The organism is Nonomuraea sp. NPDC052129 (genome assembly GCF_040680095.1).
Taxonomy (GTDB): Bacteria; Actinomycetota; Actinomycetes; order Streptosporangiales; family Streptosporangiaceae; genus Nonomuraea.
In genome coordinates this window covers 16,544-41,983 of record NZ_JBFAVX010000036.1, presented here as the reverse complement: position 1 = coordinate 41,983, position 25,440 = coordinate 16,544, and the positions used below count along the sequence as shown (strand labels likewise).

The 25,440-nt window shown below is 70.8% G+C and carries 22 protein-coding genes; 11 read left to right on the top strand and 11 right to left on the bottom strand.

Features of this window, described 5'->3' with window-relative positions:
- The first annotated feature begins 128 nt into the window (after positions 1–128).
- Positions 129–725, top strand: a complete 597-nt coding sequence (locus AB0L53_RS47840) for an XRE family transcriptional regulator (protein WP_364009995.1) — start codon at positions 129–131, stop codon at positions 723–725.
- Positions 726–867: 142 nt separating this feature from the next.
- Positions 868–1,698, top strand: coding sequence for a glutamate ABC transporter substrate-binding protein (locus AB0L53_RS47835; protein ID WP_364009992.1), 831 nt, complete (start codon positions 868–870; stop codon positions 1,696–1,698).
- A 4-nt stretch (positions 1,699–1,702) separates the two neighbouring features.
- On the opposite strand, the gene AB0L53_RS47830 is transcribed toward AB0L53_RS47835, so the two are convergent.
- Positions 1,703–2,401 (bottom strand): helix-turn-helix domain-containing protein, encoded by a 699-nt coding sequence (locus AB0L53_RS47830; RefSeq protein ID WP_364009990.1) that lies wholly within the window; start codon positions 2,399–2,401, stop codon positions 1,703–1,705.
- 99 nt (positions 2,402–2,500) lie between these two features.
- On the opposite strand from AB0L53_RS47830, the gene AB0L53_RS47825 reads away from it, so the two are divergent.
- The 3 genes from AB0L53_RS47825 to AB0L53_RS47815 all read left to right on the top strand — a co-directional run bounded on the left by AB0L53_RS47825 (position 2,501) and on the right by AB0L53_RS47815 (position 4,705).
- Positions 2,501–3,439 (top strand): NADP-dependent oxidoreductase, encoded by a 939-nt coding sequence (locus AB0L53_RS47825; protein WP_364009987.1) that lies wholly within the window; start codon positions 2,501–2,503, stop codon positions 3,437–3,439.
- 32 nt (positions 3,440–3,471) lie between these two features.
- A complete protein-coding gene (locus AB0L53_RS47820) occupies positions 3,472–4,152 on the top strand; it encodes an SDR family NAD(P)-dependent oxidoreductase (RefSeq protein WP_364009984.1) in 681 nt (226 codons plus the stop codon).
- 133 nt (positions 4,153–4,285) lie between these two features.
- On the top strand, positions 4,286–4,705 hold the full coding sequence (locus AB0L53_RS47815; RefSeq protein WP_364009981.1) for a pyridoxamine 5'-phosphate oxidase family protein: 420 nt from the start codon (positions 4,286–4,288) through the stop codon (positions 4,703–4,705).
- Here the strand turns inward: AB0L53_RS47815 and AB0L53_RS47810 are convergent.
- The gene (locus tag AB0L53_RS47810) at positions 4,683–6,311 is read right to left on the bottom strand and encodes a GAF domain-containing protein (RefSeq protein WP_364009979.1); all 1,629 of its coding nucleotides are present in this window, start codon (positions 6,309–6,311) and stop codon (positions 4,683–4,685) included. The genes AB0L53_RS47815 and AB0L53_RS47810 overlap by 23 nt on opposite strands.
- Before the next feature lie 98 nt (positions 6,312–6,409).
- On the opposite strand from AB0L53_RS47810, the gene AB0L53_RS47805 reads away from it, so the two are divergent.
- Together AB0L53_RS47805 and dxs are read left to right on the top strand one after the other, a co-directional pair.
- Positions 6,410–7,090 (top strand): GntR family transcriptional regulator, encoded by a 681-nt coding sequence (locus AB0L53_RS47805; RefSeq protein WP_364009976.1) that lies wholly within the window; start codon positions 6,410–6,412, stop codon positions 7,088–7,090.
- A gap of 51 nt (positions 7,091–7,141) precedes the next feature.
- On the top strand, positions 7,142–9,067 hold the full coding sequence (gene dxs / locus AB0L53_RS47800) for a 1-deoxy-D-xylulose-5-phosphate synthase (protein ID WP_364009973.1): 1,926 nt from the start codon (positions 7,142–7,144) through the stop codon (positions 9,065–9,067).
- A gap of 22 nt (positions 9,068–9,089) precedes the next feature.
- On the opposite strand, the gene AB0L53_RS47795 is transcribed toward dxs, so the two are convergent.
- The 7 genes from AB0L53_RS47795 to AB0L53_RS47765 form a co-directional block, all read right to left on the bottom strand.
- Complete coding sequence (locus tag AB0L53_RS47795) at positions 9,090–10,073, bottom strand: hypothetical protein (RefSeq protein ID WP_364009971.1); 984 nt, start codon at positions 10,071–10,073, stop codon at positions 9,090–9,092.
- 101 nt (positions 10,074–10,174) lie between these two features.
- Positions 10,175–10,891: a respiratory nitrate reductase subunit gamma gene (gene narI / locus AB0L53_RS47790; protein ID WP_364009968.1), complete on the bottom strand. Its 717-nt coding sequence runs from the start codon at positions 10,889–10,891 to the stop codon at positions 10,175–10,177.
- On the bottom strand, positions 10,888–11,517 hold the full coding sequence (gene narJ / locus AB0L53_RS47785; RefSeq protein ID WP_364009966.1) for a nitrate reductase molybdenum cofactor assembly chaperone: 630 nt from the start codon (positions 11,515–11,517) through the stop codon (positions 10,888–10,890). Before narJ ends, narI begins: the two co-directional genes overlap by 4 nt.
- Positions 11,514–13,169 carry a nitrate reductase subunit beta gene (narH, locus tag AB0L53_RS47780; RefSeq protein ID WP_364009963.1) on the bottom strand — a complete coding sequence of 552 codons (1,656 nt, stop codon included), beginning with the start codon at positions 13,167–13,169 and terminating at the stop codon, positions 11,514–11,516. The genes narJ and narH overlap by 4 nt, the downstream gene beginning before the upstream one ends.
- On the bottom strand, positions 13,169–16,822 hold the full coding sequence (locus tag AB0L53_RS47775; RefSeq protein ID WP_364009961.1) for a nitrate reductase subunit alpha: 3,654 nt from the start codon (positions 16,820–16,822) through the stop codon (positions 13,169–13,171). The genes narH and AB0L53_RS47775 overlap by 1 nt, the downstream gene beginning before the upstream one ends.
- A gap of 63 nt (positions 16,823–16,885) precedes the next feature.
- Positions 16,886–17,692 (bottom strand): polyphosphate kinase 2, encoded by an 807-nt coding sequence (gene ppk2 / locus AB0L53_RS47770; protein WP_364009958.1) that lies wholly within the window; start codon positions 17,690–17,692, stop codon positions 16,886–16,888.
- Entirely contained in the window at positions 17,689–18,951 is a 1,263-nt protein-coding gene (locus AB0L53_RS47765; RefSeq protein WP_364009955.1) for an MFS transporter, read from the bottom strand. Before AB0L53_RS47765 ends, ppk2 begins: the two co-directional genes overlap by 4 nt.
- Positions 18,952–19,142: 191 nt before the next feature.
- On the opposite strand from AB0L53_RS47765, the gene AB0L53_RS47760 reads away from it, so the two are divergent.
- Positions 19,143–19,784 carry a response regulator transcription factor gene (locus AB0L53_RS47760; protein WP_364009953.1) on the top strand — a complete coding sequence of 214 codons (642 nt, stop codon included), beginning with the start codon at positions 19,143–19,145 and terminating at the stop codon, positions 19,782–19,784.
- Between the two features lie 24 nt (positions 19,785–19,808).
- On the opposite strand, the gene AB0L53_RS47755 is transcribed toward AB0L53_RS47760, so the two are convergent.
- Together AB0L53_RS47755 and AB0L53_RS47750 are read right to left on the bottom strand one after the other, a co-directional pair.
- A complete protein-coding gene (locus AB0L53_RS47755; protein WP_364009950.1) occupies positions 19,809–20,675 on the bottom strand; it encodes a universal stress protein in 867 nt (288 codons plus the stop codon).
- A gap of 30 nt (positions 20,676–20,705) precedes the next feature.
- Positions 20,706–21,551 carry a universal stress protein gene (locus AB0L53_RS47750; RefSeq protein ID WP_364009947.1) on the bottom strand — a complete coding sequence of 282 codons (846 nt, stop codon included), beginning with the start codon at positions 21,549–21,551 and terminating at the stop codon, positions 20,706–20,708.
- A gap of 209 nt (positions 21,552–21,760) precedes the next feature.
- Between AB0L53_RS47750 and AB0L53_RS47745 the strand changes: the two genes are divergently transcribed.
- From AB0L53_RS47745 to AB0L53_RS47735, 3 genes are all read left to right on the top strand, one after another.
- Positions 21,761–22,198, top strand: a complete 438-nt coding sequence (locus tag AB0L53_RS47745) for a S26 family signal peptidase (protein WP_364009945.1) — start codon at positions 21,761–21,763, stop codon at positions 22,196–22,198.
- A 12-nt stretch (positions 22,199–22,210) separates the two neighbouring features.
- Complete coding sequence (locus AB0L53_RS47740) at positions 22,211–25,150, top strand: BTAD domain-containing putative transcriptional regulator (protein WP_364009942.1); 2,940 nt, start codon at positions 22,211–22,213, stop codon at positions 25,148–25,150.
- Between the two features lie 74 nt (positions 25,151–25,224).
- Positions 25,225–25,419, top strand: coding sequence for a hypothetical protein (locus AB0L53_RS47735; protein WP_357960560.1), 195 nt, complete (start codon positions 25,225–25,227; stop codon positions 25,417–25,419).
- Positions 25,420–25,440 lie beyond the last annotated feature (21 nt).

Genomic DNA, 25,440 nt, shown 5'->3' with positions numbered 1-25,440 from the left:
GTGCCGCTCCCAGAAGTCCTTGTCGAATTCGTGCGCCATAGGTCGTCCCTCTCTGCGGGTGCGTTCCTCATGGTGCTGAGCGTTAAGGCGGATGTGCAAACGTCGTTGCCAAATGGCAAAATGGCGGGATGGATGAAGCCATTGACCGCACTCTCGACGCCGTCGGACCGAGGTTGAAACGCCTTCGGCTGCATCGGGATGTCACACTCGCCGACCTCGCGGCGGAGACCGGGATCTCCATCAGCACCTTGTCCCGGCTCGAGGCGGGCCTGCGACGTCCCACGCTCGAGCAGCTGCTACCGCTGGCTCGCGCCTACGGGGCCACCCTCGACGAGCTCGTCGACGCGCCGCCGACCGGCGACCCCCGTGTCAACCTGCGGCCCATCTCCCGTGGCGACGGCGCCGTCATCCTGCCGCTGACCCGGAGGCCCGGAGGGATCCAGGCCTACAAGTTCGTCCTCCCGGCCGGAAGCGACGACGCCGAACCCGACCTGCGCAGCCACGAGGGCTATGACTGGGCCTATGTCCTCAACGGAACGCTCCGCCTCGTACTCGGCGAACACGACCTCATCCTCAAGCCCGGGGAGGCGGCGGAGTTCGACACGCGCACCCCGCACTGGTTCGGGGCCACCAGCGCCGGTCCCGTCGAGTTCCTGAGTCTCATCGGGAGACAGGGCGAACGCACGCACATCCGCGCGGCACCGAGACCTGGCTCGGCCGAGTGAGAGAGCTCGGGGACCTCAAGCCCTAGAAACCGCGTCCACCGTCATCGTCTCGACCGGGTGCCGCCACCGCTGGTTCACTCTTGCTTCATCGTCCTTCCCTACCGTGGGGCTCGCGTCGGCAGGCCCGCACCCCGGAGGAGCGATGAGCAAGTTACTCGGCGGCCTCGCGCGAGTCGCCGTGGCAGCGGCCATCACCCTGGCATCGGCCGGGTGCGGGATGAGCGCCCTCCGCCATACCCCGTCCATCCTGGACAAGGACGAGCTGATCGTCGCGGTGAAGCCGGACCAGCCCGGCCTGGGCCTGCGGACCAACCAGGGCACCTTCGAGGGCTTCGACGTGGACGTGGCCACCTATGTGGCCGGCCACCTGGGCAAGAAGGTCTCCTTCGTCGCCACCACGTCGGAAGGCCGGGAGGCCAAGCTGAACTCCGGCGAGGCGGACATGGTGGTGGCCACCTACTCCATCAGCCCACCGCGCAAGATGCAGGTGACGTTCGCGGGGCCGTACTACGTCTCGCAGCAGGACATCCTGGTCCGCAACGGAACGACGAACATCGGCAACGTACGAGATCTCGCGGGGCGCAAACTGTGCGAGGCCCAGGGCTCCATCTCCACGTCGCGGATCATTGAAGGCCGTGGCGTGGCCGCCGTCCTGGTCCCGGCCCGCACCTACAGCGAGTGCGTAGACCTCCTCAGGTCCGGCGCGGTGGACGCGGTCTCTACCGGCGACCTGATCCTGGCCGGGTTCGCCGCCCGGGACAAGGGCGCGTACACCATCGTCCACGCCCCCTTCACGGAGGAGCGGTACGGCGTCGCCCTACGCCATGGCGACGTAGCCGGATGCGAGGCGGTCAACCGGGCCATCACCGCGATGTACCAGTCCGGAACGGCGCCCAAGCTTCTCCGCAAACACTTCGGCGCGACGGGTCTTTCGATATCCACCTCAGTGCCGCAGTTCGAAGGCTGCGCCTAAGAGGTCATCGGCGTTCCGCGGGGGCGCGGCTCAAGCGGATCATCGCCCGGTACAGGGCCGTCGGGGTGGGCGCGGGCGGCAGGGGCTCAGGGTTCGCGGGGTCCGGGACGGCGTACGACTGGATCATGCAGCCGACGAGCCGGCGCCACGCCTCCGGGGCCGCGCCGGCCGTGGCCGCGATGACACCGGCGTTGGCCATCAGCAGGATGACCAGGTCCTCGGTGGTGAAGTCGGGGCGCAGCCGACCGGCTTCCTTGGCCCGTACGACCAGCTCGCTGAAGCCGCGGTAGGCCTCGTCCCGCTTTGCCTCCATGGCCCTGGCGCTGGGAAAGGTCATGGTCAGCACCTCGGAGAAACCGCGATCCGCAGCCTGCATGCCGCAGACGGTCTCGATGTACCAGGTGAATCCATGCCAGGGATCGGGGTCGGCCAGCGCGGTGGCGGCGGCATCGGCGTACGTCTGCATGGTGTCGGCGAAGACGGCCGCGACGAGGTCCTCGCGAGCGGAGAAATGCCGGAAGAGCGTCGCGATTCCGACCCCCGCCTCGCGCGCCACGGAGGCCATCGAAGCCTCGATGCCGTCGCGCGCGTAGACCCGCCGGGCCGCGGCCAGGATGCGATCGCGGTTGTGCCGGGCATCAATGCGCAGGCTCTGGGCCGAGGGGTCTGGGGAAGCGGGGACGCGGCGGGCGGCAGGGCTCATGAAGCCATCATATCTAATCGGAATGACCTATCCGATTATGGTGTTACGCTGCACAGGACAAACGGATAGGCCATTCCGATTAGTTGAGGAGAGTCACCCATGCGCGCAGTCGCCCTGAGTTCCGTCCCCGCGAGCCCCGCCGTCACCGAGGTGGCCGCGCCCCGGCCCGAAGCCGGTGAACTGCTGGTGAAGGTCGCCGCTTCGTCGATCAACGGCTTCGACGCGGCGACCGCGGCCGGCTACCTGCAGCAGATAATGGAGCACCGCTACCCGCTGATCCCGGGCAAGGACTTCGCGGGCACGGTCGAGGCCGTGGGCGAAGGCGCCGAGGGGTTCGCCGTCGGGGACCACGTCTTCGGCGTGGCGATGAAGCCGTTCCTGGGCACCGGCTCGCTCGCCGAGTACCTTGTCGTGTCCGCCGCCTACGGTGTGGCGCACATTCCCCAGGGGCTCTCGACCGCTACGGCCGGAGCGCTGGGACTGGCTGGAACGGCCGCCCTGGACAGCGTCGACGCCGTGGACCCGCAGAAGGGCGAGACCGTCCTGATCTCCGGCGCCACCGGCGGCGTGGGCGCGCTCGCCGTGCAGGTCGCGGTGGCTCGCGGCGCCCGGGTGCTCGCCACCGCGCGGCCGGGTGCGGAGAGCGATTTCGTACGGGGGCTGACCGACGCCGAGATCCATCTGGTGGACTTCACCGGGGAAGTGGAGGCGCAGGTGCGCGCCCTGGCCCCGAACGGCGTGGACGCGGTGCTGCACCTGGCCGGCGACGGCGCGCAGCTGGCGGCGCTGCTGAGGCCGGGCGGCCGGCTCGCCTCCACTCTCGGCTTCGGCCCCGACGCGGTCCAGGGTCAGGAGGTCAGCGTCACCTCGGTGATGGCCGACCCGAACCAGGTCACCTTGGACAAGCTGGCCGCCGATGCCGCCGCGGGCGCCCTGCGGGTGCCCATCACCGCCACCTATCCGCTGGACCAGGTCGCCCAGGCGTTCGCCGACTTCGGCGCCGGCGCGCAGGGCAAGCTCGCGGTCTCCATCGCCTGAGTCTGTTTCCCTTCACCCAACAGGAGTTGATCATGCCCACCCTCGCCATCGTCGGCGCCGGCCCCGGCATGGGCCTGTCCATCGCCAAGCTCTTCGGCGGACACGGCTTCGACGTCGCCCTGATCGCCCGCAGCAAGGACAAACTGGATGGGCTTGTCGCCGAGCTCGCCGGCTCGGGCATCACGGCGGCGGCCTTCCCCGCCGACATCATGGACCGCGTCGCCCTGGCCGCCGCTCTGGAACAAGCGGCGGCGCACTTCGGCGGCATCGACGTACTGGAGTACTCCCCCGCCCCGCACACCCCGGTCCCGGGCATCACCATGGCCGGCCCGCTGGAGGTGACCGTGGACAATCTCCAGCCGCAGATCGACTACTACCTGTACGGCGCGGTCACCGCCGCCAACCAGGTGCTGCCCGCGATGCTCGAAGCCGGCGCCGGCACCCTCCTGTTCACCACGGGAGGCGGCTCCATCACGCCGAACCCGATGATGGGCAACATCAACGCGGCCGCCGCCGCCCTGCGCAACTGGGTGCTCAACCTCAACGGCGTCCTGGCCGACCGGGGCGTCTACGCCGCGCACGTGGCGATCAGCGTCTGGATCGGCTCGAACGCGCCGGCGGGCTTCCCCACGGCGGAGGCGGACGACATCGCCTCGGTCTACTGGGACCTGTACACCAGCCGCGACCGGGCCGAGCTGGAGTTCACGGGCTGATCGGGTTACTCGTGGGTGCTCCTGTCAGGAAGGCACCGGCCGTGCGGCCAGGACGGTGGTCCTGGCCGCACGGCCGCGAAACAAGGACGAAAGACCCTAACGTCCCCTCCCCGATCCGCTGATGCTGGGAAGCATGCAACTAGACGCGTCCGGCCTGCAGGTGCTCTCTCGCCAGGAGTGCCTCGACCTGCTGGACACGGCGCGGATCGGCCGGATCGTCTTCACCGACCGAGCCCTGCCCGCCGTCCAGCCGGTCAACTTCTGCCTGTACGGCGAGCACATCGTGATCCGCACCTCCGTCGGCTCCAAGCTGGCCGCGGCCACCCAGCGGAGCGTGGTCGCCTTCGAAGCCGACGAGTTCGACCCCGACGCGCGGACCGGCTGGTCCGTGACCGCGGTCGGGCACGCGCGAGCCGTACACGAGCCCGAGGAGATGGCCCGCCTCGCACAGCTCCCCCTGGTGCCGTGGACGCCGGGGAACCATGACCACTACATCATGGTGGCGGCCGAGCAGGTTTCCGGCCGCCGCATCACAGTGAGACCGACCAGCTGAGCCGGGTTCCGCCACCCTCGGGTGAATCGACGGTGAACGTGCCGCCCAGCCGGGTGGCACGCTCCTCCAGGTTGGCCAGCCCGCTGCGCCGGCCATCAGGCTCGATACCCACCCCGTTGTCGGTGACGACCAGGGTAAGCCGGCCGGCCGCCGCCTCCAGCAGGATGTCGGCCTTGGTCGCCTTGGCATGACGTACCAGGTTGGACAGGGCCTCGCGCAGCACGGCCGTCACCTGCTCGGCCACGGATTGGCTGACCAGTGTGTCGAGCTGCCCCTCCAGACGCAGTCCGGGACGGAAGCCCAGGTGCGCGGCGGCCCCGTCGACGAGCTCGGCGACCTGACCGCGCAGCCCGCTCGTCCCCGAGCCCTGAAGGGCGAAGATGCTGGCTCGGATCTGCCGGATCGTCTCGTCCAGCTCGTCGACCGCGTGCTGGACCCTGCTCGTGGCCTCGGGACGCTCGATCAGCCTGACGGCGCCCATCAGCGTCATGGCCACCGCGAACAGCCGCTGGATCACCACGTCGTGCAGGTCCCTGGCGATCCTGTCGCGGTCTTCCAGCAGGCTGAGCCGCTCCGCGGCGCGACGCACCTCGGCCAGCTCCACCGCGATGGCCGCCTGGCCCGCGAAGGCCCCCAGCATGTGGCCGTCGGCCTCGCTGAACGGCAGCCGCCCCGAGCGCTTGCTCATGGCGACCACCCCGCGTACCGAAGGCGGCGCGCCCAAGGGCACCAGCAGCCGCATGTCGCCCTCGGTGAGCGACTCGCCGCGGGTGTAGACCTCACCCGCCATCGTCGTTGCCACCGCGCACGAGGTGCCCAGCAGCTCGCCCGCCCGGTCGCCCTCGGCGATCTCCACTACCAGCCGGGTGCCGCCGTCGGCGGGCACCATCAGCTCGACCAGGTCGGCATCCGTCATCTCCTTGGCCTTGCTGGTCAGTATGACGAGGACGTCGCGCGGATCGGTGCCGGACAGCAGGCTGGTGGTGATCTCCGAGGAGGCCCGCAGCCACTTCTCCCGCCGCCGGGTCTGCTCGTACAAACGCGCGTTCTCCACCGCCACGCCCGCCGCGGTGGCCAGGGCGATGACGACGGCCTCATCCTCCTCGTCGAACTCTCCGCCACCCCGCTTCTCCGTCAGGTAGAGGTTGCCGAACACCTCCTCACGCATCCGGATCGGCACGCCCAGGAAGGTGCCCATGGGCGGATGGCCGGGCGGGAAACCGTAGGACTCCGGGTGATCGGCGATCCGCGCCAGTCGCAGCGGCCGGGCATCCTTGATCAACAATCCGAGCAGGCCGAGCCCGTGCGGCCAGTGTTCGATCTTGGCGATCTCTTCCTCGGTCAATCCCACGGGTATGAACTCGATCAGCGTGCTCTCATGGCCGATCACCCCCAGTGCGCCGTAACTGGCGTCCACCAGGTTGGTTGCGGTCTCCACGATCCGCCGCAGCACCGTTTCCAGATCGAGATCGCTGCCCACCGACACCACCGCGTCCAGCAGCGCGTGCACGCGGTCGCGCGTGGCGAGCACAGCGTTCAGCCGCACCTGCAGCTCAGCCAGCAGCTCGTCCAGCCGCATGGACGGCATCACCGATCCATCGCTCATACTCGCAGCTTCTGCCCGCACGATCGATCGGTAAAGCTCCCTCGAACAGCCCCGGTGGCCTATGAGGCGTGACGGCTAATCGGTGATATAGTACTGAGATGGTCTTGACGGGTGCTTCCCTGCAGCGGACGAGTCTGCGCGATCAGGCGCTGTCGGTGCTGAGGGAGGCACTGGTCACGGGCTCACTGGAGCCGGGCGAGGTGTATTCGGCGGCGTCACTGGCGACAGAGCTCGGGGTGTCCACGAGTCCGGTACGCGAGGCGATGCTCGCCCTGGTCGATGAGGGCCTGCTGGAGGCGCTGCCCAATCGGGGATTCCGTGTCGTGTCCTTCACCGAGCAGGACTTCACCGAGATCTTCGAGCTGCGCATGATGCTCGAGGCGCCCGGGGCGGGCCGGGCGGCCGAGTTGGGCTTGGGGGATCGTGTGGAGCGGCTGTCGCAACTCGTCGACGTCATCGAGCGGACGGCCGAGGAGCACGATCTGCCCGGCAACCTTCAGGCCGATCGCGACTTTCACCTCCTGCTGCTGGAGGCGACCGGGAACCGGCGACTGGTCGACTCGGTGGCGTGCCTGCGCGACCAGACCCGCCTGTACAACCTGCGCCGCCTCACCGCGGACGGCGACCTGGCCCGCTCCGCGGCGGAGCACCGTCCGTTGCTGGCGGCGGTCCTGAAGGGCGACCGTGCGCTCGCCGAAGAGCTGATGCGCCGGCACCTGTCGCACATTCCGGGTGACTGGTCGTCGGGCGGCGAGCCGCAGCGCGGGCCCACCACTTGAGGGCCGCCGCTTGAGGGTAAGAAGACTTCGCGAAGGAGCAGTGGTCCTCCCATGAGCGTTCTGTCGTCGATCAGCGGTCCGGCGGATCTCAACGGGTTAAGCCCCGCGGAGCTGGACCGGCTCGCCGCCGAGATCCGTGAGTTCTTGATCGACGCGGTCTCCCGTACGGGCGGCCATCTGGGGCCGAACCTCGGCGTCGTGGAGCTGACCATCGCCCTGCACCGGGTCTACGACTCCCCCACCGACCGCGTCATCTTCGACGTCGGCCACCAGGCGTACGTGCACAAACTGCTGACCGGGCGGCAGGACTTCTCGCGATTGCGGCAGGAAGGCGGGCTTTCCGGCTACCCGAGCCGGGTGGAGTCCCCGCACGACGTCGTGGAGAACCAGCACGCCTCGACCGCTCTCAGCTGGGCGTACGGGCTGGCCAAGGCCGACCGTCTGACCGGTCGGCGCGACCGCCACGTCGTCGCCGTGATCGGGGACGGCGCCCTGACCGGCGGGATGGCATGGGAGGCGCTGAACAACATCGCCGCCGACCCGTCGCTGCCGCTGGTGATCGTCGTCAACGACAACGAGCACTCCTATTCACCGACGATCGGCGGCCTGGCCACCCACCTGGCGGCGCTGCGCACCACCGACGGCTACGAACGGTTCCTGCGGCGTACCCGGGACATCCTCGACCGCACCCCGATGATCGGGCGTCCGTTGTTCGACGCTCTGCACGGCGCCAAGAAGGGGCTCAAGGACTTCGTCGCGCCGCAGGGTATGTTCGAAGACCTTGGCCTGAAGTACGTCGGCCCGATCGACGGTCACGACCGGGCGGCGGTGGAGCAGGCGCTGCACCTGGCCAAACAGTTCTCCGGTCCGGTGATCGTGCACTGCATCACGGAGAAGGGGCGCGGCTATCCGCCGGCCGAGCAGTCCGACGAGCGGTTCCACCAGGTCAAGGTGATCGATCCGGACACCGGCGTGCCGCTGCGCGTGGCCGGAGAGGACTGGACCTCGGTGTTCGCCGGGGAACTGGTGCGGATCGGTGCCGAACGACCGGACGTGGTGGCGATCACGGCGGCGATGCTGCGCTCGACCGGGCTGGAGCCCTTCGCCCAGCGCTACCCCGACAGGGTCCTCGACGTGGGCATCGCCGAGCAACACGCCGCCACCGCCGCGGCGGGACTCGCCACGGGCGGGCTGCATCCGGTCGTCGCCGTGTACGCCACATTCGCCAACCGTTGTTTCGACCAGTTGCTGATGGATGTGGCACTGCACCGGTGCGGGGTGACGTTCGTCCTGGACCGGGCGGGAATCACCGGCGACGACGGCGCCTCTCACAACGGCGTATGGGACATGGCCGTCCTCCAGGTCGTACCGGGGCTGCGGATCGCGGCACCCCGGGACGGCGAACGCCTGCGGGAACAGTTGCGCGAGGCGCTGGCCGTGGACGACGCGCCCACACTGGTTCGCTATCCGAAGGGAAGCGTCGGTGCCCCGATCCCGGCCATCGGGCGGATCGGCGGCATGGACGTGCTCCGGGAAGCCGCTGTTGATCGCCGGAGCACGGGCACCGAACCGGCGGCAGATGTCCTGATCGTGGCCGTCGGCGCGCTGGCTCCGCTGTGCCTGCGAGTCGCCGAGCGCCTGGCCGATCACGGCATCACCGCGACGGTGGTCGACCCGCGCTGGGTCAAGCCGGTCGATGACCTGCTGCCCGGCCTCGCCGCCCGGCACCGCATGGTGCTGACGGTGGAAGACGGGGTACGGGCCGGCGGCGTCGGCTCCGCCGTCGCGCAGGCCCTGCGCGACGCGGAGGTCGACGTGCCCATGCGTGACTTCGGGGTACCAGTGGCGTTCCTCGACCACGCCGGCCGCGATCGCGTGCTCGCCCGCCTCGGCCTGACCGCGGCGGACATCGCCCGCCAGGTCGAGGAGACCTTCCTTCGGCTCACGCGCCAACCCCAGGACGCCTCGTCCTCCTGACCCCTATGGATCAGGCGGATGATCATGGGTCGGTCAGGTCGGTGAGCGGGCGGCGGACCCCGTGGCTCTCGTCGGCGGCGATGCCGAGCCGCATGAGCATCTGCGGGTAGGCGCCCGCGCACATCCGCTGCCGGAGGAAGTCGCGTAGGTGCGGCTCCTCCAGCACCTGGGTGTGGAAGGCGGCGCTCACCCCTTGGGCCGAGGCGTGCAGCAGCACGTGTTGCAGCGCCTGCCCGGCCGCCAGCCAGGCCTCGCGGGTGTCCTCGCGGGTGGTCAGCAGCGCCACCACACCGGTGGCGCTTGACATGCGCTGGTCGGTGTCGGTGCCCCAGGGGCGCTGGTGGGCGTAGTCGCGCTGGGCGAATTCGCCGCCCGGCTGCTTGGGGTAGGCGTCGGCGGGCACGCCGTCGCCTCGGGTGCTTTCCGGTGGGCGCGCCCACCGCATGACCTCGAGGGTGAAGGGCCAGTCCTGCGACTGGACGGCCTGGGCCGCCTCGGTGAGCGCGGCCAGAGCCCGGACGGCGGCGGGCGCCCCGACCGGCGTGAAGGTCGCGCCCTCGGTGGCGGCCTCGCGCTGCCACTGTGCCACCAGCCGCTCGGGCACGGGCGTCTCGGTGAACCCCGCCCGGTGCGTACGCCGCACCTCGATCTGCCCGGCCAGCATGCTGGTGTGCTCGTCAGGCTCGACGGCCTCGCCCAGCCGAACCGTCGCCAGCAGCGAGGGCCGGTCGGGATCGGGCAGGATCCGCACGATCGGCTCGCGGCCGGCCTGGTGCAGCGCGGTACGCAGGTTGAACACGGCCGCCCCGCAGCTGATCAGCATTTCCCTGCCGCCAGGGTCTTCCAGGGCCAGTTTGCGATCGGTGCTCGCCCGGACGGCGATCTCCTGGCCCGTGACGGCGAAGGTCCAGGGCTGGGTGTTGTGCACCGACGGCGCCCAGCGCGCCGCCTCGAGCGCGATGTCGATGGTCATGTCGTTCTCCCTGGTCAGGCCGCGGATCGCCATGGCCCCCACGATCCGCCTGTGTGCCTGCTACTGGCCAGAGGCCAAAGTCCCATCGATCACGGCCATAGGGCACTCCTCGCCGCTCCCGCGGTCCGCCTCGGTCAGGGGCGCCAGGGCGTACGGGAGCCGGTCGGCCGGTCGGCGCGGCTGCGGTAGACGATGTAAGGGCGGGTCAGGTAGCCGACGGGCGCGGTGAGCATGTGCACCAGCCGGGTGAACGGCCAGATGGCGAACAGCAGCAGCGCGCTGAGGGCGTGCAGCTGGAACAGGAGGGGCGCGCCGGCCATCAGCAAGGGGTCCGGGCTGAAGGAGAAGATCGACCGGAACCAGGGTGAGATGGTGGTGCGATAGTCGTAGCCGCCGCCGATGACATTGGCCGCCACCGTGGCGGCCAGGCCGAGCACGATGGTGGCGCTCAGTACCAGGTACATGAGCTTGTCGTTGCGGGTGGTGGCGGTGAACACCGGTCCGACGGTGCGGCGCCGGTAGATGAGGATCGCCAGGCCGCCGAGGGTGGCGAGGCCCGCGACGGTGCCGAGCAGGACGGCGCCGGCGTGGTAGGCCGCCTCGCTCACGCCTACGGCCTCGGTCCAGCTCTTGGGGATCACCAGCCCGCCGACGTGGCCGAGCAGGACGACCAGGATGCCGAAGTGGAACAGCGGGCTGCCGACGCGCAGCAGCCGTGACTCGTACATCTGTGATGAGCGGGTGGTCCAGCCGAACTTGTCATATCGGTAACGCCAGACGTGGCCGAGCACGAACACGGTGAGCGCCACGTAGGGCGCCACCACCCACAGCAGGACGTCGACGGCGTTCACCGGGATGCCTCCATGACGGCGTAGGGCTCCAGTCCGACCTCCTCGGCGGGCGGTCCCTCGGCCGCCAGCCGCAGCGCGGCCTCCTTCTCACGCGGGCCGGCCGGGGGCAGCGTGGCGGTCACGGCGGCCACCACGTCGGCGTACGGCGAGCGCTCGTCCTCCAGCGCCGTGCGCAGGAGCTCCAGGCCCGCCCGGTGCTCCCGCAGCAGGCGCCGGGCCTCCCGCACGGCGCCGCGGGCCGACAGCTCGCACACCACCGCCACGTGGTCGGGCAGCTCACCATCGGCGACCTCGAAGCCCGCGGCGCGCAGGGCGTGCTTGAAACGCAGCAGCGCCCCGCCGCGCTTACGGGTGTCGCCGTAGGCGTAGTACGTCAGGTACGGGCAGCAGCGCCGCTTGAGGTCGAAGGTCGCCACGTAATGGGCGGCCAGGTCGGCCTGGGCGGTGCTCGCGACGTGGTCGAGGAAGGCGGTCAGACGGTCGCGGACCTCTCCGGCGGGCAGCGTGATCACCGCCTCGGCCAGCACCCGGCGGGCGCCGTACAACCGCTCGTCGGGGTAGCCGAGCAGCACGCTGGCCACCATGTGGGCGGTCCGCAGTTCGCCATCTCCCAGAGCCCTCATCATGATCCGTCCCGGTTTCTCTTCGGGAACAGCCCCTCAGGGGTGCCCTTGCCGTCCCAGTTGAGGAGGTTGACGCGGCCGCGCAGCTCGCCGACGTCCTCCAGATCGTCGCCGGTCTGACGCTCGCGCAGCGCGTGGAAGTTCTCCACCGCCACCGGGTCGGGCAGACCGGAGGACTCGCCGAACGGGCCGCTCATGCCGGGGCCGCCCTCGTAGTCGAGGCTGCAGCCGGTGGCGCTCTCCTCCAGTCGCGCGCCCTGCTCGGCGTGGGCCTTGGGGATGACGTACCGCTCGGCGTAGGGGGCCAGGGCGAGCAGCCGGTGCATGCCTTCGACCTGCCGGCCGCTCATCCCCACGGCGGCCGCGATCGACTCGTCGGGGTCCTGGCCGAGGTTGAGGCGGCGCATGTAGGAGCGCATGGCGGCCAGGCGGCGCAGCGCGGCCCGCACCGGTCCGGGGTCGCCGGCGGTGAACAGCTCGGCCAGGTAGCCGATCGGGATGCGCAGGGCGTCGATCGCGCCGAACAGGTTGCCGGCGTCCTCGCCGTCGTGGCCGGTGTTCGCCAGGACGTCGACCACGGGCGACAGCGGCGGGATGTACCAGACCATCGGCATCGTGCGGTATTCCGGGTGCAGCGGGAGGGCCACGCCGTACTCGAAGATCAGCTGGTGGATCGGGGAGTTCCGGGCCGCCTCCAGCCAGTCCTCGGGGATACCCGCGGCCCGGGCGGCGGCGATCACCTCGGGGTCGCGCGGATCCAGCAGCACGCTCTTGTGCGCCTCGTACAGATCCTTCTCGTCCGGGACGGAGGCGGCCTCCAGGACCCGGTCTGCGTCGTAGAGCAGCAGGCCGAGGTAGCGCAGGCGGCCCACGCACGTCTCCGAGCAGACCGTGGGGATGCCGACCTCGACCCGCGGGTAGCAGAAGGTGCACTTCTCCGCCTTGCCGGTGCGGTGGTTGAAGTACACCTTCTTGTACGGGCAGCCGGTCACGCACATACGCCAGCCGCGGCAGCGGTCCTGGTCGACCAGGACGATGCCGTCCTCGGAGCGCTTGTACATCGCGCCGGACGGGCAGGAGGCCACGCACGAGGGGTTGAGGCAGTGCTCGCAGATGCGCGGCAGGTAGAACATGAACGCCTGCTCGAACTCCAGCTTCACCTGGTCCGACAGCTTACGGAGAACCGGGTCGGCGGCGGTGAGCTCAGGGCCGCCGGCGAGGTTGTCGTCCCAGTTCGCGCTCCAGGTGATCTTCGTGTGTTCGCCCGTGATCAGCGACCTGGGCCGGGCGACGGGCGTGTCCTCGGAGGCGGGAGCCGAGAAGAGCCGGTCGTAGTCGTAGGTCCAGGGCTCGTAGTACTGCTGGATGGAGGGCATGAGCGGGTTGGCGAAGATGGTGAGCAGTTTCTTCAGCCGCCCGCCCGCCTTCAGCCGGAGCCGGCCGCGCCGGTTGAGTTCCCAGCCGCCCTTCCAGGTCTCCTGATCCTCGTAAGTGCGTGGGTAGCCCTGGCCGGGGCGGGTCTCGACGTTGTTGAACCAGACGTACTCGACCCCGGCCCGGTTGGTCCAGGCCTGCTTGCAGGTGACCGAGCAGGTGTGGCAGCCGATGCACTTGTCGAGGTTCATCACCATGGCCAGCTGCCCCATGATCCGCATCAGTAGTCGACCTCCTGAGAGCGGCGGCGGATCACGGTGACCTCGTCGCGTTGGTTGCCGGTGGGCCCGAGGTAGTTGAAGGCGAACGACAGCTGGGCGTAGCCGCCGATCAGATGGGTGGGCTTGATCAGCAGGCGGGTGAGGGAGTTGTGGATGCCGCCGCGCCGCCCCGACGTCTCGCTCTTGGGCACGTCCACGACGCGTTCCTGCGCGTGATACATGTACACGGTGCCTTCGGGCATCCGGTGGGAGACGACCGCGCGGGCCACGACGACCCCGTTGCGGTTGACCGCCTCGATCCAGTCGTTGTCGCGGATCTTCGCCTTGGCGGCGTCGGCCGGGCTCATCCAGATGGTCGGCCCGCCTCGGGAGAGCGTGAGCATGAGCAGGTTGTCCTGGTATTCGGAGTGGATGGACCATTTCGAGTGCGGGGTGAGGTAGCGCACGGCGATGCCGTCCGCCCCGGAGTCGCCGACGCCGGGCTCGCCGAACAGCGCGGTCATGTCGAGCGGCGGCCGGTAGGTCGGCAGCGCCTCGCCGGCCTCGTGGATCCAGTCGTGGTCGAGGTAGAAGTGCTGGCGCCCGGTAAGGGTGTGCCAGGGCTTGCGATGCTCGATGTTGATGGTGAACGGCGAGTAGCGCCGCCCGCCGGTCTCGCTGCCCGACCATTCCGGCGAGGTGATCACGGGCACCGGCCGGGCCTGGGTGTCGGCGAAGGTGATCTGCTTGTGCTCGTCGGCCAGCCCGTCGAAGGAGGTTCCGGTACGCCGGCCCAGCGTGGCGAACCCCTGGGCGGCCAGGTGCCCGTTGGTGGTGCCCGACAGGGCCAGGATGGCCTCGCACATGTCGCTGTCGCGGGCCAGGGATGGGCGGCCTTCGGCGCTGCCGCCGCGAACGGTGCCGGTCATCCGGCTCAGCCGGTCGATCTCGCCGGAAACGTCGTACGTCAGCCCCTTGGTCGTGGCGCCGAGCCGTTCCAGCAGCGGGCCAAGGGCGGCCATCCGCTCCGCCACCGCTCCGTAGTCGCGCTCCACCGTGACGATCTTGGGGAAGTCGCGTCCCGGAGTGGGCGGCCGGCCCGTCACGCGCCAGTCGTGCACCCGCCCGTGCGGGGTGGCCAGCTCGTCGGGTGTGTCGTGCGTCAGCGGCATGGCCACCACGTCCGTACGGGTTCCCAGGTGGGTCCTGGCCAGGGCGCTGAAGGCCTTGGCGATGGCGTGGAAGGCCGCGAAGTCGGTGCGGGTCTGCCAGGGCGGGTCGATCGCCGGGGTGAAGGCGTGCACGAACGGGTGCATGTCCGTCGAGGACAGGTCGTGCTTCTCGTACCATGTGGCGGCGGGCAGCACGATGTCGGAGAACAACGTGGTGGAGGTCATCCGGAAGTCCAGCGACAGCAGCAGGTCGAGCTTGCCGCGCGGCGCCCGCTCCGGCCAGGTCAGGCTCCGCGGCCGCTGTCCGGGCGCGGCCTCCTCGGCCCGCACGGCCGAGTCGGTGCCCAGCAGATGGCGCAGGAAATACTCGTTGCCCTTGGCCGAGGAGCCGAGCAGGTTGGCCCGCCACACGGTCAGCACGCGCGGCCAGTTCGCGGGCGCGTCGGGGTCCTCGCAGGCGAACCCGAGCCGGCCCGAGGCGACCTGCTCGACCACGTACGGCCCCGCCTCCGCGCCCGCCGCGGCCACCTCGTCGGCCAGGTCGAGCGGATTGCGGTCGAAGGTCGGGTACGACGGCATCCAGCCCAGCCGCGCCGACTGCGCCAGCAGGTCGGCGGTGGCCTTGCCGGTGAACGCGCCGTCGCCGAGCGGCGAGGAGAGGACATCGGCCGCGTAGGTGTCGTAGCGCCACTGGTCGGTGTGCAGGTACCAGTAGGCGGTGCCGATCATCTGGCGTGGCGGCCGCGACCAGTCCAGGCCGAAGGCGAGTTGCGCCCAGCCGGTGATCGGCCGGCACTTCTCCTGGCCGACGTAGTGGGCCCAGCCACCGCCGTTGACGCCCTGGCAGCCGGTCAGCGTGGTCAGCGCCAGGAACGAGCGGTAGATGGTGTCGGAGTGGAACCAGTGGTTCGTCCCCGCCCCCATGACGATCATGGACCGGCCGCCCGACTCCTCCGCGTTGCGCGCGAACTCGCGGGCGATCCGGGCCGCTTTGGCGGCGGGCACGCCGGTGATCGCCTCCTGCCAGGCGGGGGTGTACGGCTCCGCCGCATCGTCGTAGCCGGACGGCCAGCGCCCCGGCAGCCCGTCGCGGGCCACCCCGTACTGGGCGAGCATCAGGTCGTACACCGTGGTGACCAGATGACCGCCCACCCGCCGCACCGGCACGCCCCGCTCCAGCACCCCGTCGCCGTGCCCGTCGAAGCGCGGCAGGGCGACCGGCACCGCCCGCTCACCCAGGACGGTCAGCAGCGGGTCCACCTCGCCCAGGTCGAGGTTCCAGCGGCCCCGCGCCCGCTCGGAGTAGCGGAAGGCGAGTGAGCCGTTCGGCACGACCGGCTCGCCGGTCCGCGCGTCCAGCAGCACCGTGGCGAACGCCGCCTCCTCCCCTTCCTGCCCCAGGTCGGCCGCGGTGAGGAACTTGTCCGGCACGTACGATCCGTCCCGCTCACGCAGCCGGACCAGGAACGGCAGGTCGGTGAAGCGCTTGACGTAGTCGGTGAAGCCGGCCGTCGGCCGGTCGGCGAAGAACTCCTTGAGGATCACCTGCCCCATCGCCATGGCCAGCGCGCCGTCCGTGCCCGGGTGCGGGGCCAGCCACTCGTCGGCGAACTTGGCGGCGTCGTTGTAGTCGGGCGCGAGCACCACCACCTTCTGGCCCCGGTAGCGCGCCTCGGCCATGTAGTGGGCGTCGGGCGTGCGGGTGACCGGCACGTTCGAACCCCACAGCATCAGGTACGCGGCATCCCACCAGTCGGCCGACTCCGGCACGTCCGTCTGGTCGCCGAACACCTGCGGGGAGGCCACCGGCAGGTCGGCGTACCAGTCGTAGAACGACAGCATCGCCCCGCCGATCAGCGACACGAACCGGGCGCCCACCGCGTGCGAGGCCATCGACATGGCCGGAATCGGGGAAAAACCGGCCACCCGGTCGGGGCCGTAGGTCTTGATGGTGTGCACGTGCGCCGCGGCGATGATCTCGCATGCCTCGTCCCAGGTGACGCGCACCAGGCCGCCCTTGCCGCGGGCCGACTGGTAGCGGCGGCGCTTGTCCGGGTCTGTGGTGATCTCGGCCCAGGCGGCGACCGGGTCGCCCAGCCTCGCCTTCGCCTCCCGGTACATCTCCACCAGGACGCCCCTGGCGTACGGGAAACGGACCCGGGTGGGCGAGTAGGTGTACCAGGAGAAGGCGGCCCCGCGCGGGCAGCCGCGTGGCTCGTACTCGGGCCGGTCGCCGCCCACGCTGGGGTAGTCGGTCTGCTGCGCCTCCCAGGTGATCACGCCGTCCTTGACGTACACCTTCCAGGAGCAGGAGCCGGTGCAGTTGACGCCGTGGGTGGAGCGGACGACCTTGTCGTGGCTCCACCGGTCGCGGTAGAACGCGTCGCCTTGGCGTCCGCCGATCTGGTGCAGGGTCCGCAGGTCGCCGGAGACCGCGCCGGGCCGCAGGTGCCGGCCGAGTCTCAGCAGGGCGTCGCTGACCGGCCCGTCCATACCCGCCATACGCACAGCTCCTTCATCTAGCTCCTCGAAACCGGACATGCCTCTCCATCAGCGCTTTGATCGTCAGGTGAACGGCAAGCGGAGGTCCGCCGCGGCGTCCGGCACGAAGGTCTCCGGCCTGCGCGGCGGGCGCCGGTAGCCGGTGGCGGGCGGGCGGTGCGGGATCTTCAGCTCCGCCCGCCGTACCTCCTCATAGGGGATCGTGGACAGCAGGTGGGCCATCATGTTGATCCTGGCTCGCCGCTTGTCCTCGCTCTCCACGTCGTACCACGGCGCCTCAGAGATGTCGGTGTGCACCAGCATCTCGTCCTTGGCCCTGGAGTAGTCCTCCCAGCGATTGATCGACTCCAGGTCCATCGGCGACAGCTTCCACTGCCGCATCGGATCCGCCAGCCGGGCGTGGAAGCGCCGCTCCTGCTCCTCATCGCTCACCGAGAACCAGTACTTGCGCAGCAGGATCCCGTCCTCCACCAGCAACCGTTCAAAGATCGGACACTGGTGCAGGAATCGCGTGTATTCCTCCTGGGTGCAGAATCCCATCACCCGTTCGACACCCGCGCGGTTGTACCAGCTGCGGTCGAACAGCACGATCTCCCCAGCGGCGGGCAGGTGCTCGATGTAGCGCTGGAAGTACCATTGCGACCGCTCGCGCTCGGTCGGTGCCGGGAGCGCGGCGATGCGCGCCACGCGCGGGTTGAGGTATTCGGAGACCCGCTTGATCGTGCTCCCCTTGCCCGCCGCGTCCCTCCCCTCGAAGATCACGACCACCCGCCGGCCTCGCACGCGCACCCACTCCTGCAGCTTCACCAGCTCTCCTTGCAGGCGGAAGAGCTCCTTCTCGTACGCCTTGCGCGGCAGTCTCTTCGTCATCGGGCTTCCTCGGAAGACGGTCCGAACGGCACCGGTAGCGCGGCGGGGCGCCGCCTGGCCGTGGCACGCACCGCGGTGACGGTCAGCGCCAACGTCAGCACCGACACTCCGGCCAGCAGGGCCAGGCCCACCCCGTAGGAGCCGAACAGGCCGTAGACGAACCCCATCTCCACCGGCGGCACGAACCCGCCCAGCCCACCGGCGGCGCCGACCAGACCCGTGACGGAGCCGACCTTGTCGGCCGGGGCCGCCACCGCGACCAGGGCGAAGGTGGCCCCGCTGCCGGCGCCGAGCGCCGCGGCCATGGTCAGGAACGCGACCGTGCCCAGCGGCATCAGCGGCGGGGTGAACGCCAGGACCGTGGCGCAGAGCGCGACGACGGCGAACACGGCGGCCAGGACCCGAATCGGCCCGATCCGGTCCGACAGCCAGCCGCCGACGGGACGCGCCGCGACCGCCAGGATCACGAACCCGGCCATCCGGTCGGCCGCGTCGGCCTGCTCCAGGCCGTAGGCCGACTGCAGGTAAACCGGCAGGTAGACGGAGAACGAGACGTACCCGCCGAACGTCACCGCGTACAGCACGCAGGCCTGCCAGGTGATCGGCAGGCGCACGGCCGCGCCCAGCCGCGCCATGGTCGACTGGGCGGGCGCGGTACGGCCCGGAGCGTCCCGCAGCAGGAACCAGGCCACCATCGCGTAGACGGCGAGCACGGCCGCCGTCAGCAGGAACGGGGTGGCCGAGCCGCCGGTCCTGACCAGCTTGACCGTGGTCAGCGCGCTGATCGCGGTGCCGCCCATCCCCATGCCGAAGACACCGACGGCCAGGCCACGGCGCTCGGGCGGGAACCAGGCGCTGACGAAGGGCACCCCCACCGCGAACACCGTCCCGCCGATGCCCAGGAAGAACCCGCCCACCAGCAGCGCCACCAGCGAGCCATGCCCGGCCAGGCCGATGAACAGCACCGGGACGATGGTGGCCGCCGAGATCAGCGGGAACATCACCCGGCCGCCGAACCGGTCGGTCAGCGCCCCGACCGGGATGCGGCCCAGCGAGCCGACGATCACCGGAACCGCGACCAGCAGCGCCTGCTGGGCCGCCGACAGTCCCAGCAGTTCCTTGAAGCGCGGGCCCAGCGGGCTGAGCAGCGCCCACGCCCAGAAGTTCACCGCGAATCCCACGGTCGCCACCGCCAGCATCAGCGTCGGCCGACGGGTATCGGCGCGTGGGACTGCTCGGTCGGTCCTGTCGGTGCTCATCTAACCCGTTCCTGTCGTGTTCACCGGCTGCCACCTGCTGTTTTTGCCCTGCCTCATCCCCTCGCATCCCACAGCAGAAGCTCCATGCCTCCTAGGGGCGAAAGTCCTGCCTCTTGAGTGCTTTGGTCTTCACTCGCTTTTGGGACTTTGGCCTCTATTCCGTGGTTGACCTGGCCGGTTAGCGTCGGAGCATGATTCGGGTGTTCCTCGTTGACGATCACGAAGTGGTACGGCGCGGCGTGGCCGCCCTGCTGGACGCCGAGGACGACATAGAGGTGATCGGCGAGGCCGGGACCGCGGAGTCGGCGATCGCCCGTATTCCGGCGCTCAAGCCGGACGTGGCGGTGCTGGACGTGCGGCTGCCGGATGGCAATGGTGTGGACGTGTGCCGCGAGGCCCGTTCCAGGCTGCCGGAGCTGGCGTGCCTGATGCTGACCTCCTACGCCGACGACGACGCGCTGTTCGAGGCGGTGATGGCGGGCGCCGCCGGGTACGTGCTCAAACAGATCCACGGCTCCGACCTGGTCGGCGCCGTGCGTACGGTCGCCTCGGGGCAGTCGCTGCTCGATCCGCAGACCACCACGGCGATGCTGCAGCGGCTGCGGGAGCAGGCCGCCAGGAGGGACCCGCTGGCGGCGCTGTCGGAGCAGGAGCGCAAGATCCTCGACCTGATCGGCGGGGGGCTGACCAATCGGCAGATCGGCGTGCGGATGTTCCTGGCCGAGAAGACGGTCAAGAACTACGTGTCCAACCTGCTGTCCAAGCTCGACATGCAACGCCGTACCCAGGCGGCGGCACTCTCGGCACGACTGCGGACGGATCGGCGAGACTGACGGCCCGAGGCCTCGGATGGTCGGTCACGTCGTGATCCTCGGAGCGCCCACCACGGCCACCGGACAGCGAGCCCGGTGCAGGACACCGTGGCTGACCGACCCGAGCGCCGCCGAGGCGAAGCCGCCCAGTCCGCGCGATCCGACCACCACGAGCGCCGCCCTCTCGGACGCCCTGGACAGGGCGGGGATCGGGTGCCCCGGGACGATCGACTCGATCATCTCGACGTCGACGTACTTCTCGCGCCACGGTGCCAGGCGCAGCCGGATCTCCGCCTCCTCATCGGCCAGCGTCCCGGACAGGAGCGGGCCGTACCCCGTGGGCTGCGGAGCGAGCATCGGTGTCCGCCGGGCGTACACCGCACGAACCAACGTGCGCCGCGCTCTGGCCTGTTCCAGGGCGTATTCCAGCGCCGACTCCGCGAACGGGGAGCCGTCGAAGCCGACCACGATCTCCGCGTGACCGCCGGGGCCCGGCATCCGGACGACGACCACCGGGCCGCGCGCGTGCCCCGCCAGGCCGAGCCCGACCGAGCCCAGCACCAGTCCGGCGAATCCGCCGAGCCCTCTGCTGCCCACCACCACGCTGTCGGCCGTCTCCGACTCGCTCCTCAGCCGCTCGATCACCGCGCCCGTGACCAGAGCCGTCGAGACCTCCAGTTCGGGGATGAGTCTCCGTACCTGGTCGGCGGCCATGTCGAGCACATACGTGCACCGCTCTGTCAGCGTCTGCCGGTCACTGGCCGCGGTGGGCGGACGCTCGGCCGCCCAGGGTTCGCGCACGAGCACGATCCGCAGCGGAAGTCCCCTGCGGGAGGCGTCGTCGGCGGCCCAGCCGAGCGCCGATCCGGCCGATGGCGAGCCGTCCACGCCGACCACGATCGTTTCGCTCATCGTCGTCCCCCGTGGTCGGCGAGTCGCCGTTCATGGCCTGTCCGGGTGCGGCCGTACGACCGCGACCGGGCACGTGGCGTGGTGCAGCACGGCGCGGCTGACCGAGCCCAGCACCACCGAGGCGAATCCGCCCAGCCCACGCGACCCGACGACGACCAGGTCGGCCGTGGTCGCGGCCTTGATCAGGGCGCCGGCCGGGTGCTCGCACAGTTGCTCGTCGGTGATCTCGATGTCGGGGTACTTCTCGCGCCAGGGGCTCACCCGTTCGCCGGCCGTACGGACCTCGTGCTGGAAGGCGTTGTCCAGCAGGCTGTCGTAGGCGGCCGCGTACGGGGAGACCATCGGCAGTTGCCAGGCGTACAGGACGTGCAGCCGCGCGTGGCGGGCGCGGGCCTGCTCGATGGCGTACTCCATGGCGAATTCGGAGTCCTCCGACCCGTCATAGCCGATGACGATCCGGCCGTGCTCTTCCTGGCCGGGCCCGCGGACGATCACCACCGGGCCCCACGCGTGCCCCGCGACGGCGGTGCCGACCGAGCCGAGCAGCATGCCGCTGAAACCGCCGAGTCCTCTGCTGCCCAGCACCAGGCTGTCGGCCGCCGCCGACTCGCCGATCAGCTCGTCGACCAGGTTGCCGGTGTGCAGTTCCGTCGTCACCTCCACGCCGCCCGCCAGCTCACGCGCCCGGTCGGCGGCGGCATCCAGCGTGCCCGCGCAGTACTCCGCGCTGAACGCGGCGAGCCCGTACGGCCACGGCTCGCAGACATGCACGATCCGCAGGGCCAGTCCCCTGCGCCGCGCGTCGGCGGCGGCCCACCGCACCGCCGCTGTCGCCGGCTCGGACCCGTCCACGCCGACCACGATCCGTCTGGTCATCACACAACCCCTTCTCGAACTGGAACCTCAGCTCCAGCCTCGCGAAACAGGCGGCCGACCACAGGGGGCCGAAGTCCCGAATACGAGTGCCATTGGTCCCGCGATGGACCAATCCCCAGAATCCGCCGCCTTGACAGGGCCACGTCCCAACGTAGATCGTTTCGCAAAAGAAGTCCCATTCCTCGCAGGGCCGACCGTGGAAGAGCGCCATGAAGATGATCATCGGTGGGTTCGTACTGGCGGCGGTGGCGGGCGCCCTGTGGGCGCGAAGGCGCTACGTGGTGGTCACGGTCGAGGGGACGAGCATGGCCCCGACCCTCTCCGACGGAGATCTGGTTCTGGTACACAGGCGCCGGATCGACCAGGTCACCACGGGCGACGTGGTCGTGCTCGAACCGCCGCGCACCGCCGCGGGGCTCGGACCGCCGGGACGGGACGGCCGGCACTGGAACATCAAGCGCGCCGTCGCGTTACCCGGTGACCCCGTGCCCCCGGGGATCGGGGACGGCGTGGCCCGGGTGCCCGCCGGCGCGCTGGTCGTCCTGGGTGACAACATCGACAGCGTCGACTCCCGGCAGCGCGGGTTCTTCGACGCCGACCGCCTGCTCGGTGTCGCGCTGCGCCGGTTGGGCGGGCCACCGCTGTAAAGCGGGTACATCGTGCGGTTTCGACTTCTCGGGCCGATGCGGATCCAGGTCAACGGATCGCCGGTCAGGATCACGGCGCCCAAGCAACGTACCGTTCTCGCCATGCTGCTGGCCCGGGCGGGTCACGTCGTACCGATCAGGTCGTTGGTGGCGGAGGTGTGGGACGAGCGGCCGCCCCGCTCCGCGGTGGCGAACCTGCGTACGTACCTCATGCAGTTGCGCAAGCTGCTGCCGGATGAGGAGCGGCTGGTCACCTCCGACGTCGGCTACCTGCTGCGGGCCGGACCGGAGGAGCTCGACCTTCTGGAGTTCGAGGCTCTGTCCGCGCGCGGCCGCCAGGCGCTGGCCAAGCGCGACACGAGCGCCGCCGGGGAGGCATTCACCAAGGCCCTGGCCCTGTGGGAAGGGACGGCGGCGGAGGACGTGCCGCTCGGGCCCACGCTGCGCGAGGTGGTCGCCCGCCTCACCAACCACTACCTGGGCGTGGTGGAGGAACACGCCGACATCCAGCTCGCCCTCGGCAGGAACGAGCTCGCGGCCGCGCGGTTGCGCGAGGTGATCCGCCAGTATCCGCTGCGCGAGCGGCTGCACGGTCAGCTCATGACGGCCCTCTATCGCTGCGGAGACGTGGTCGGCGCGCTGGACGCGTTCGGGGCCGCCCGCCGGGTCCTGGCCGACGAGCTGGGCATCGATCCCGGGCCGGACCTGCGCCTGCTGCAGCAGGCGATCCTGCGCAGGGACACCGCCCTGCTGGCGGCCGACCGAGACACCGCGGCCGTGCCCGTCGCGGACGGGCGCCCGCGCCCACGTCTGCTTCCCCGGGCGCCCCTGGCGTTCGTGGGCCGCTCGGCCGAGCGGGCCTACCTGCACAGTGTCCTGTACGGGGAGGCGGGCGCGGCCGTGATCGGTTCCGGCGCGGGTCCGCCCGTGGAGACGCCGCACGGTCCCGACGCGGCGAGCCCGCCCGTGGTGGCGTTGCACGGGCCCGGTGGGGCGGGCAAGTCGGCGCTCGCCCTGACGGTGGCGCACAGCGTGGCCGACCGCTATCCCGACGGCCAGCTCTACGTGGATCTCCAGGGATCCACGCCGGGCCTGCCCCCGTTGCGGCCGGCCGAGGTGCTCGGCCGTTTCCTGCGCGCGCTCGGAGTGCCGCCCGGCGACGTCCCGGCGGCACCGGCGGAGGCGGCCACCCACTACCAGTCGCTGCTGGCCGACCGCCGCGTCCTGGTCGTCCTCGACAACGCCGTCGGCGCCGCCCAGGTGGCGCCGTTGCTGCCGGCGGGCGGCGGCTGCGCGGCGCTGGTCACCAGTCGCGCCGCGCTGACCACCATGGACGCCGTGCCCATCGCCGTCGGCATGCTCGACGAGGTGGAGTCGGTGCGCCTGCTGAGGTTGCTGGCCGGTCCCGAGCGGGTGAGCGCCGAGGCGCGAGCGGCCGCGGAGATCGCCCGCTGGTGCGGCTTCCATCCGCTGGCCCTGCGCATCGCCGGTGCCCGGCTGGCGGGCCGGCCCGACTGGTCGCTGGCCCGCTTCGGCGAGCGGCTGGGCGACCAGCAACGGCGGCTGGACGAGCTCCAGGCCGCCGACCTGCGGGTGCGAACCTGCTTCGAGGTCGGGTACGGGACGCTGACCAGCACCGCGAAGGCGGTCTTCCGGGCGTTCGGCGTGCTGGAGGTGCCCGAGGCCGGCGTCGAGCTCACCGCCGCGCTGGCCGACGTCGACCAGACGACTGCGGAGGCCGCGCTCGACGAGCTGACCGAGGCCCGGCTGCTGGAGCCGGTCGGCGACGGCCGGTTTCGCATGCACGACCTGCTGCGGCTGTTCGCCGCGGAGCTGGCCGCCGCCCATGACGCGCCGCGCGAGCGTACGCGGGCTGTCGGGCGGGCCCTGGAGTGGTACCTCGATCGCCTCCGCCGGCTGCAGACCCTGCTGCAACCGCATTTGATGCCCGTCAGCGGGGGTGGGAACGCCTCCGATGTGGGCCTGCCGGATCTCGCCGCGGCCCTACTGTGGCTGGACACGGAGCTGCCGTGCCTGGTGGCGGCGGTCGTACAGGCGGCGAAAGGTGAGCAGGGCGGCTTCGTCATCGAGCTGACGGCACTGATCAAGGCCATCGCGATGAAGAGCGGCTACTGGCGGGAGCTCGAGACCATCGCGCGGCTCGCCATCGAGGTCGCGCGGCGTGACGGCGACCGTGCCGCGGAGGCGGCCACGCTGGCGACGCTGGGCCTGCTGGAGTGGAAGTCCGGCCGGCCCGAGGCGGCCCGCGCCCTCCTGCACCGGGCGCTCGACCTCTGGCGGGCCGTGGGCGAGCGCGGTGAGGAGGGGCTGGCGCTGCACAATCTCGGCTGGCTGTGCATGCAGACCGGGGATCTCGACGCGGCCTTCGAGCACATCGGCGCGGGCCTGCTGCTGCTGGAGACGTACCGGCCGAACCGGGTCGGACTGGTCTCGCACAACCTGGGCGAGGTGCTGCTCCGGCTGGGCCGCCACACCGAGGCGGCGGACCGCTTCGAACGGTGCCTGGCCATCCGGCGGGCCGATCGCGACCTGTACGGCGAGAGCATCACCCTGGCCGCGCTCGGCCGCGCCCACTGCCTGCTCGATCAGCGGGACAAGGCACTGGCGGTACTGGCGGAGGCGCTGGTCCGCTGCGAGGCGACCGGCAACCGGGAAGATCAGTGGGAGGTACTGCTCAGCAGGTCCGAGATCCGGCTGCGGCAGGGCGATCCGGCCGCGGCGGTGGCCGACCTGACCCGCGTCCTTGAGCTGACCACCAAGATCGGCGACGCGTACGGCCACGCCGCCTGCCTCCGCCAGCTCGCCAGAGCACGCGCGGCCCTCGGCGACCCGCGTGCCGCGGCGGACGCCGGCAAGGCCGCGGGACTGTTCGCCGATCCCGCGACGCGCTGCGATCCGGTGCTGGAAAGGCTGCTCACCGCCCGGTTGTAGCGCGGCTGTATGGGGTGCTGTATGCCGCCCGAATAGGTTTCGGCTAACCGCATCGCTACGAAAGGAACGAGTCCATGACTGCTGTTCTTGGCCGGCTCGGCGACCGGATTCTCGGCAAGCTGGTGCCCAAGGCGTCCGCGAAGGCGGCCGCCGAGTGGTACGTCCACTGCTACTGCCGGGAGCGCTCCGACTTCCGCAAGATCTGCACCACCGCCGGCGGCACGACCCGATGCGGCGCCTGCTACGCGTTCAGAGTCTGCGGCGGCTAAGTAGGACACGCAGGTCTGGCG

Bases quoted from the DNA above. Each gene is read 5' to 3' on its own strand.
- AB0L53_RS47815 (WP_364009981.1), top strand. From the start codon at position 4,286: ATGCAACTAGACGCGTCCGGCCTGCAGGTGCTCTCTCGCCAGGAGTGC.
- AB0L53_RS47755 (WP_364009950.1), bottom strand. From the start codon at position 20,675: ATGAGCGAAACGATCGTGGTCGGCGTGGACGGCTCGCCATCGGCCGGA.
- AB0L53_RS47810 (WP_364009979.1), bottom strand. From the start codon at position 6,311: ATGAGCGATGGATCGGTGATGCCGTCCATGCGGCTGGACGAGCTGCTG.
- narJ (WP_364009966.1), bottom strand. From the start codon at position 11,517: ATGATGAGGGCTCTGGGAGATGGCGAACTGCGGACCGCCCACATGGTG.
- AB0L53_RS47765 (WP_364009955.1), bottom strand. From the start codon at position 18,951: ATGAGCACCGACAGGACCGACCGAGCAGTCCCACGCGCCGATACCCGT.
- narH (WP_364009963.1), bottom strand. From the start codon at position 13,169: ATGCGGATCATGGGGCAGCTGGCCATGGTGATGAACCTCGACAAGTGC.
- AB0L53_RS47820 (WP_364009984.1), top strand. From the start codon at position 3,472: ATGCCCACCCTCGCCATCGTCGGCGCCGGCCCCGGCATGGGCCTGTCC.
- dxs (WP_364009973.1), top strand. From the start codon at position 7,142: ATGAGCGTTCTGTCGTCGATCAGCGGTCCGGCGGATCTCAACGGGTTA.
- ppk2 (WP_364009958.1), bottom strand. From the start codon at position 17,692: ATGACGAAGAGACTGCCGCGCAAGGCGTACGAGAAGGAGCTCTTCCGC.
- AB0L53_RS47805 (WP_364009976.1), top strand. From the start codon at position 6,410: ATGGTCTTGACGGGTGCTTCCCTGCAGCGGACGAGTCTGCGCGATCAG.
- AB0L53_RS47825 (WP_364009987.1), top strand. From the start codon at position 2,501: ATGCGCGCAGTCGCCCTGAGTTCCGTCCCCGCGAGCCCCGCCGTCACC.
- AB0L53_RS47760 (WP_364009953.1), top strand. From the start codon at position 19,143: ATGATTCGGGTGTTCCTCGTTGACGATCACGAAGTGGTACGGCGCGGC.
- AB0L53_RS47745 (WP_364009945.1), top strand. From the start codon at position 21,761: ATGAAGATGATCATCGGTGGGTTCGTACTGGCGGCGGTGGCGGGCGCC.
- AB0L53_RS47840 (WP_364009995.1), top strand. From the start codon at position 129: ATGGATGAAGCCATTGACCGCACTCTCGACGCCGTCGGACCGAGGTTG.
- AB0L53_RS47795 (WP_364009971.1), bottom strand. From the start codon at position 10,073: ATGGCGATCCGCGGCCTGACCAGGGAGAACGACATGACCATCGACATC.
- AB0L53_RS47735 (WP_357960560.1), top strand. From the start codon at position 25,225: ATGACTGCTGTTCTTGGCCGGCTCGGCGACCGGATTCTCGGCAAGCTG.
- AB0L53_RS47750 (WP_364009947.1), bottom strand. From the start codon at position 21,551: ATGACCAGACGGATCGTGGTCGGCGTGGACGGGTCCGAGCCGGCGACA.
- AB0L53_RS47775 (WP_364009961.1), bottom strand. From the start codon at position 16,822: ATGGCGGGTATGGACGGGCCGGTCAGCGACGCCCTGCTGAGACTCGGC.
- AB0L53_RS47830 (WP_364009990.1), bottom strand. From the start codon at position 2,401: ATGAGCCCTGCCGCCCGCCGCGTCCCCGCTTCCCCAGACCCCTCGGCC.
- AB0L53_RS47835 (WP_364009992.1), top strand. From the start codon at position 868: ATGAGCAAGTTACTCGGCGGCCTCGCGCGAGTCGCCGTGGCAGCGGCC.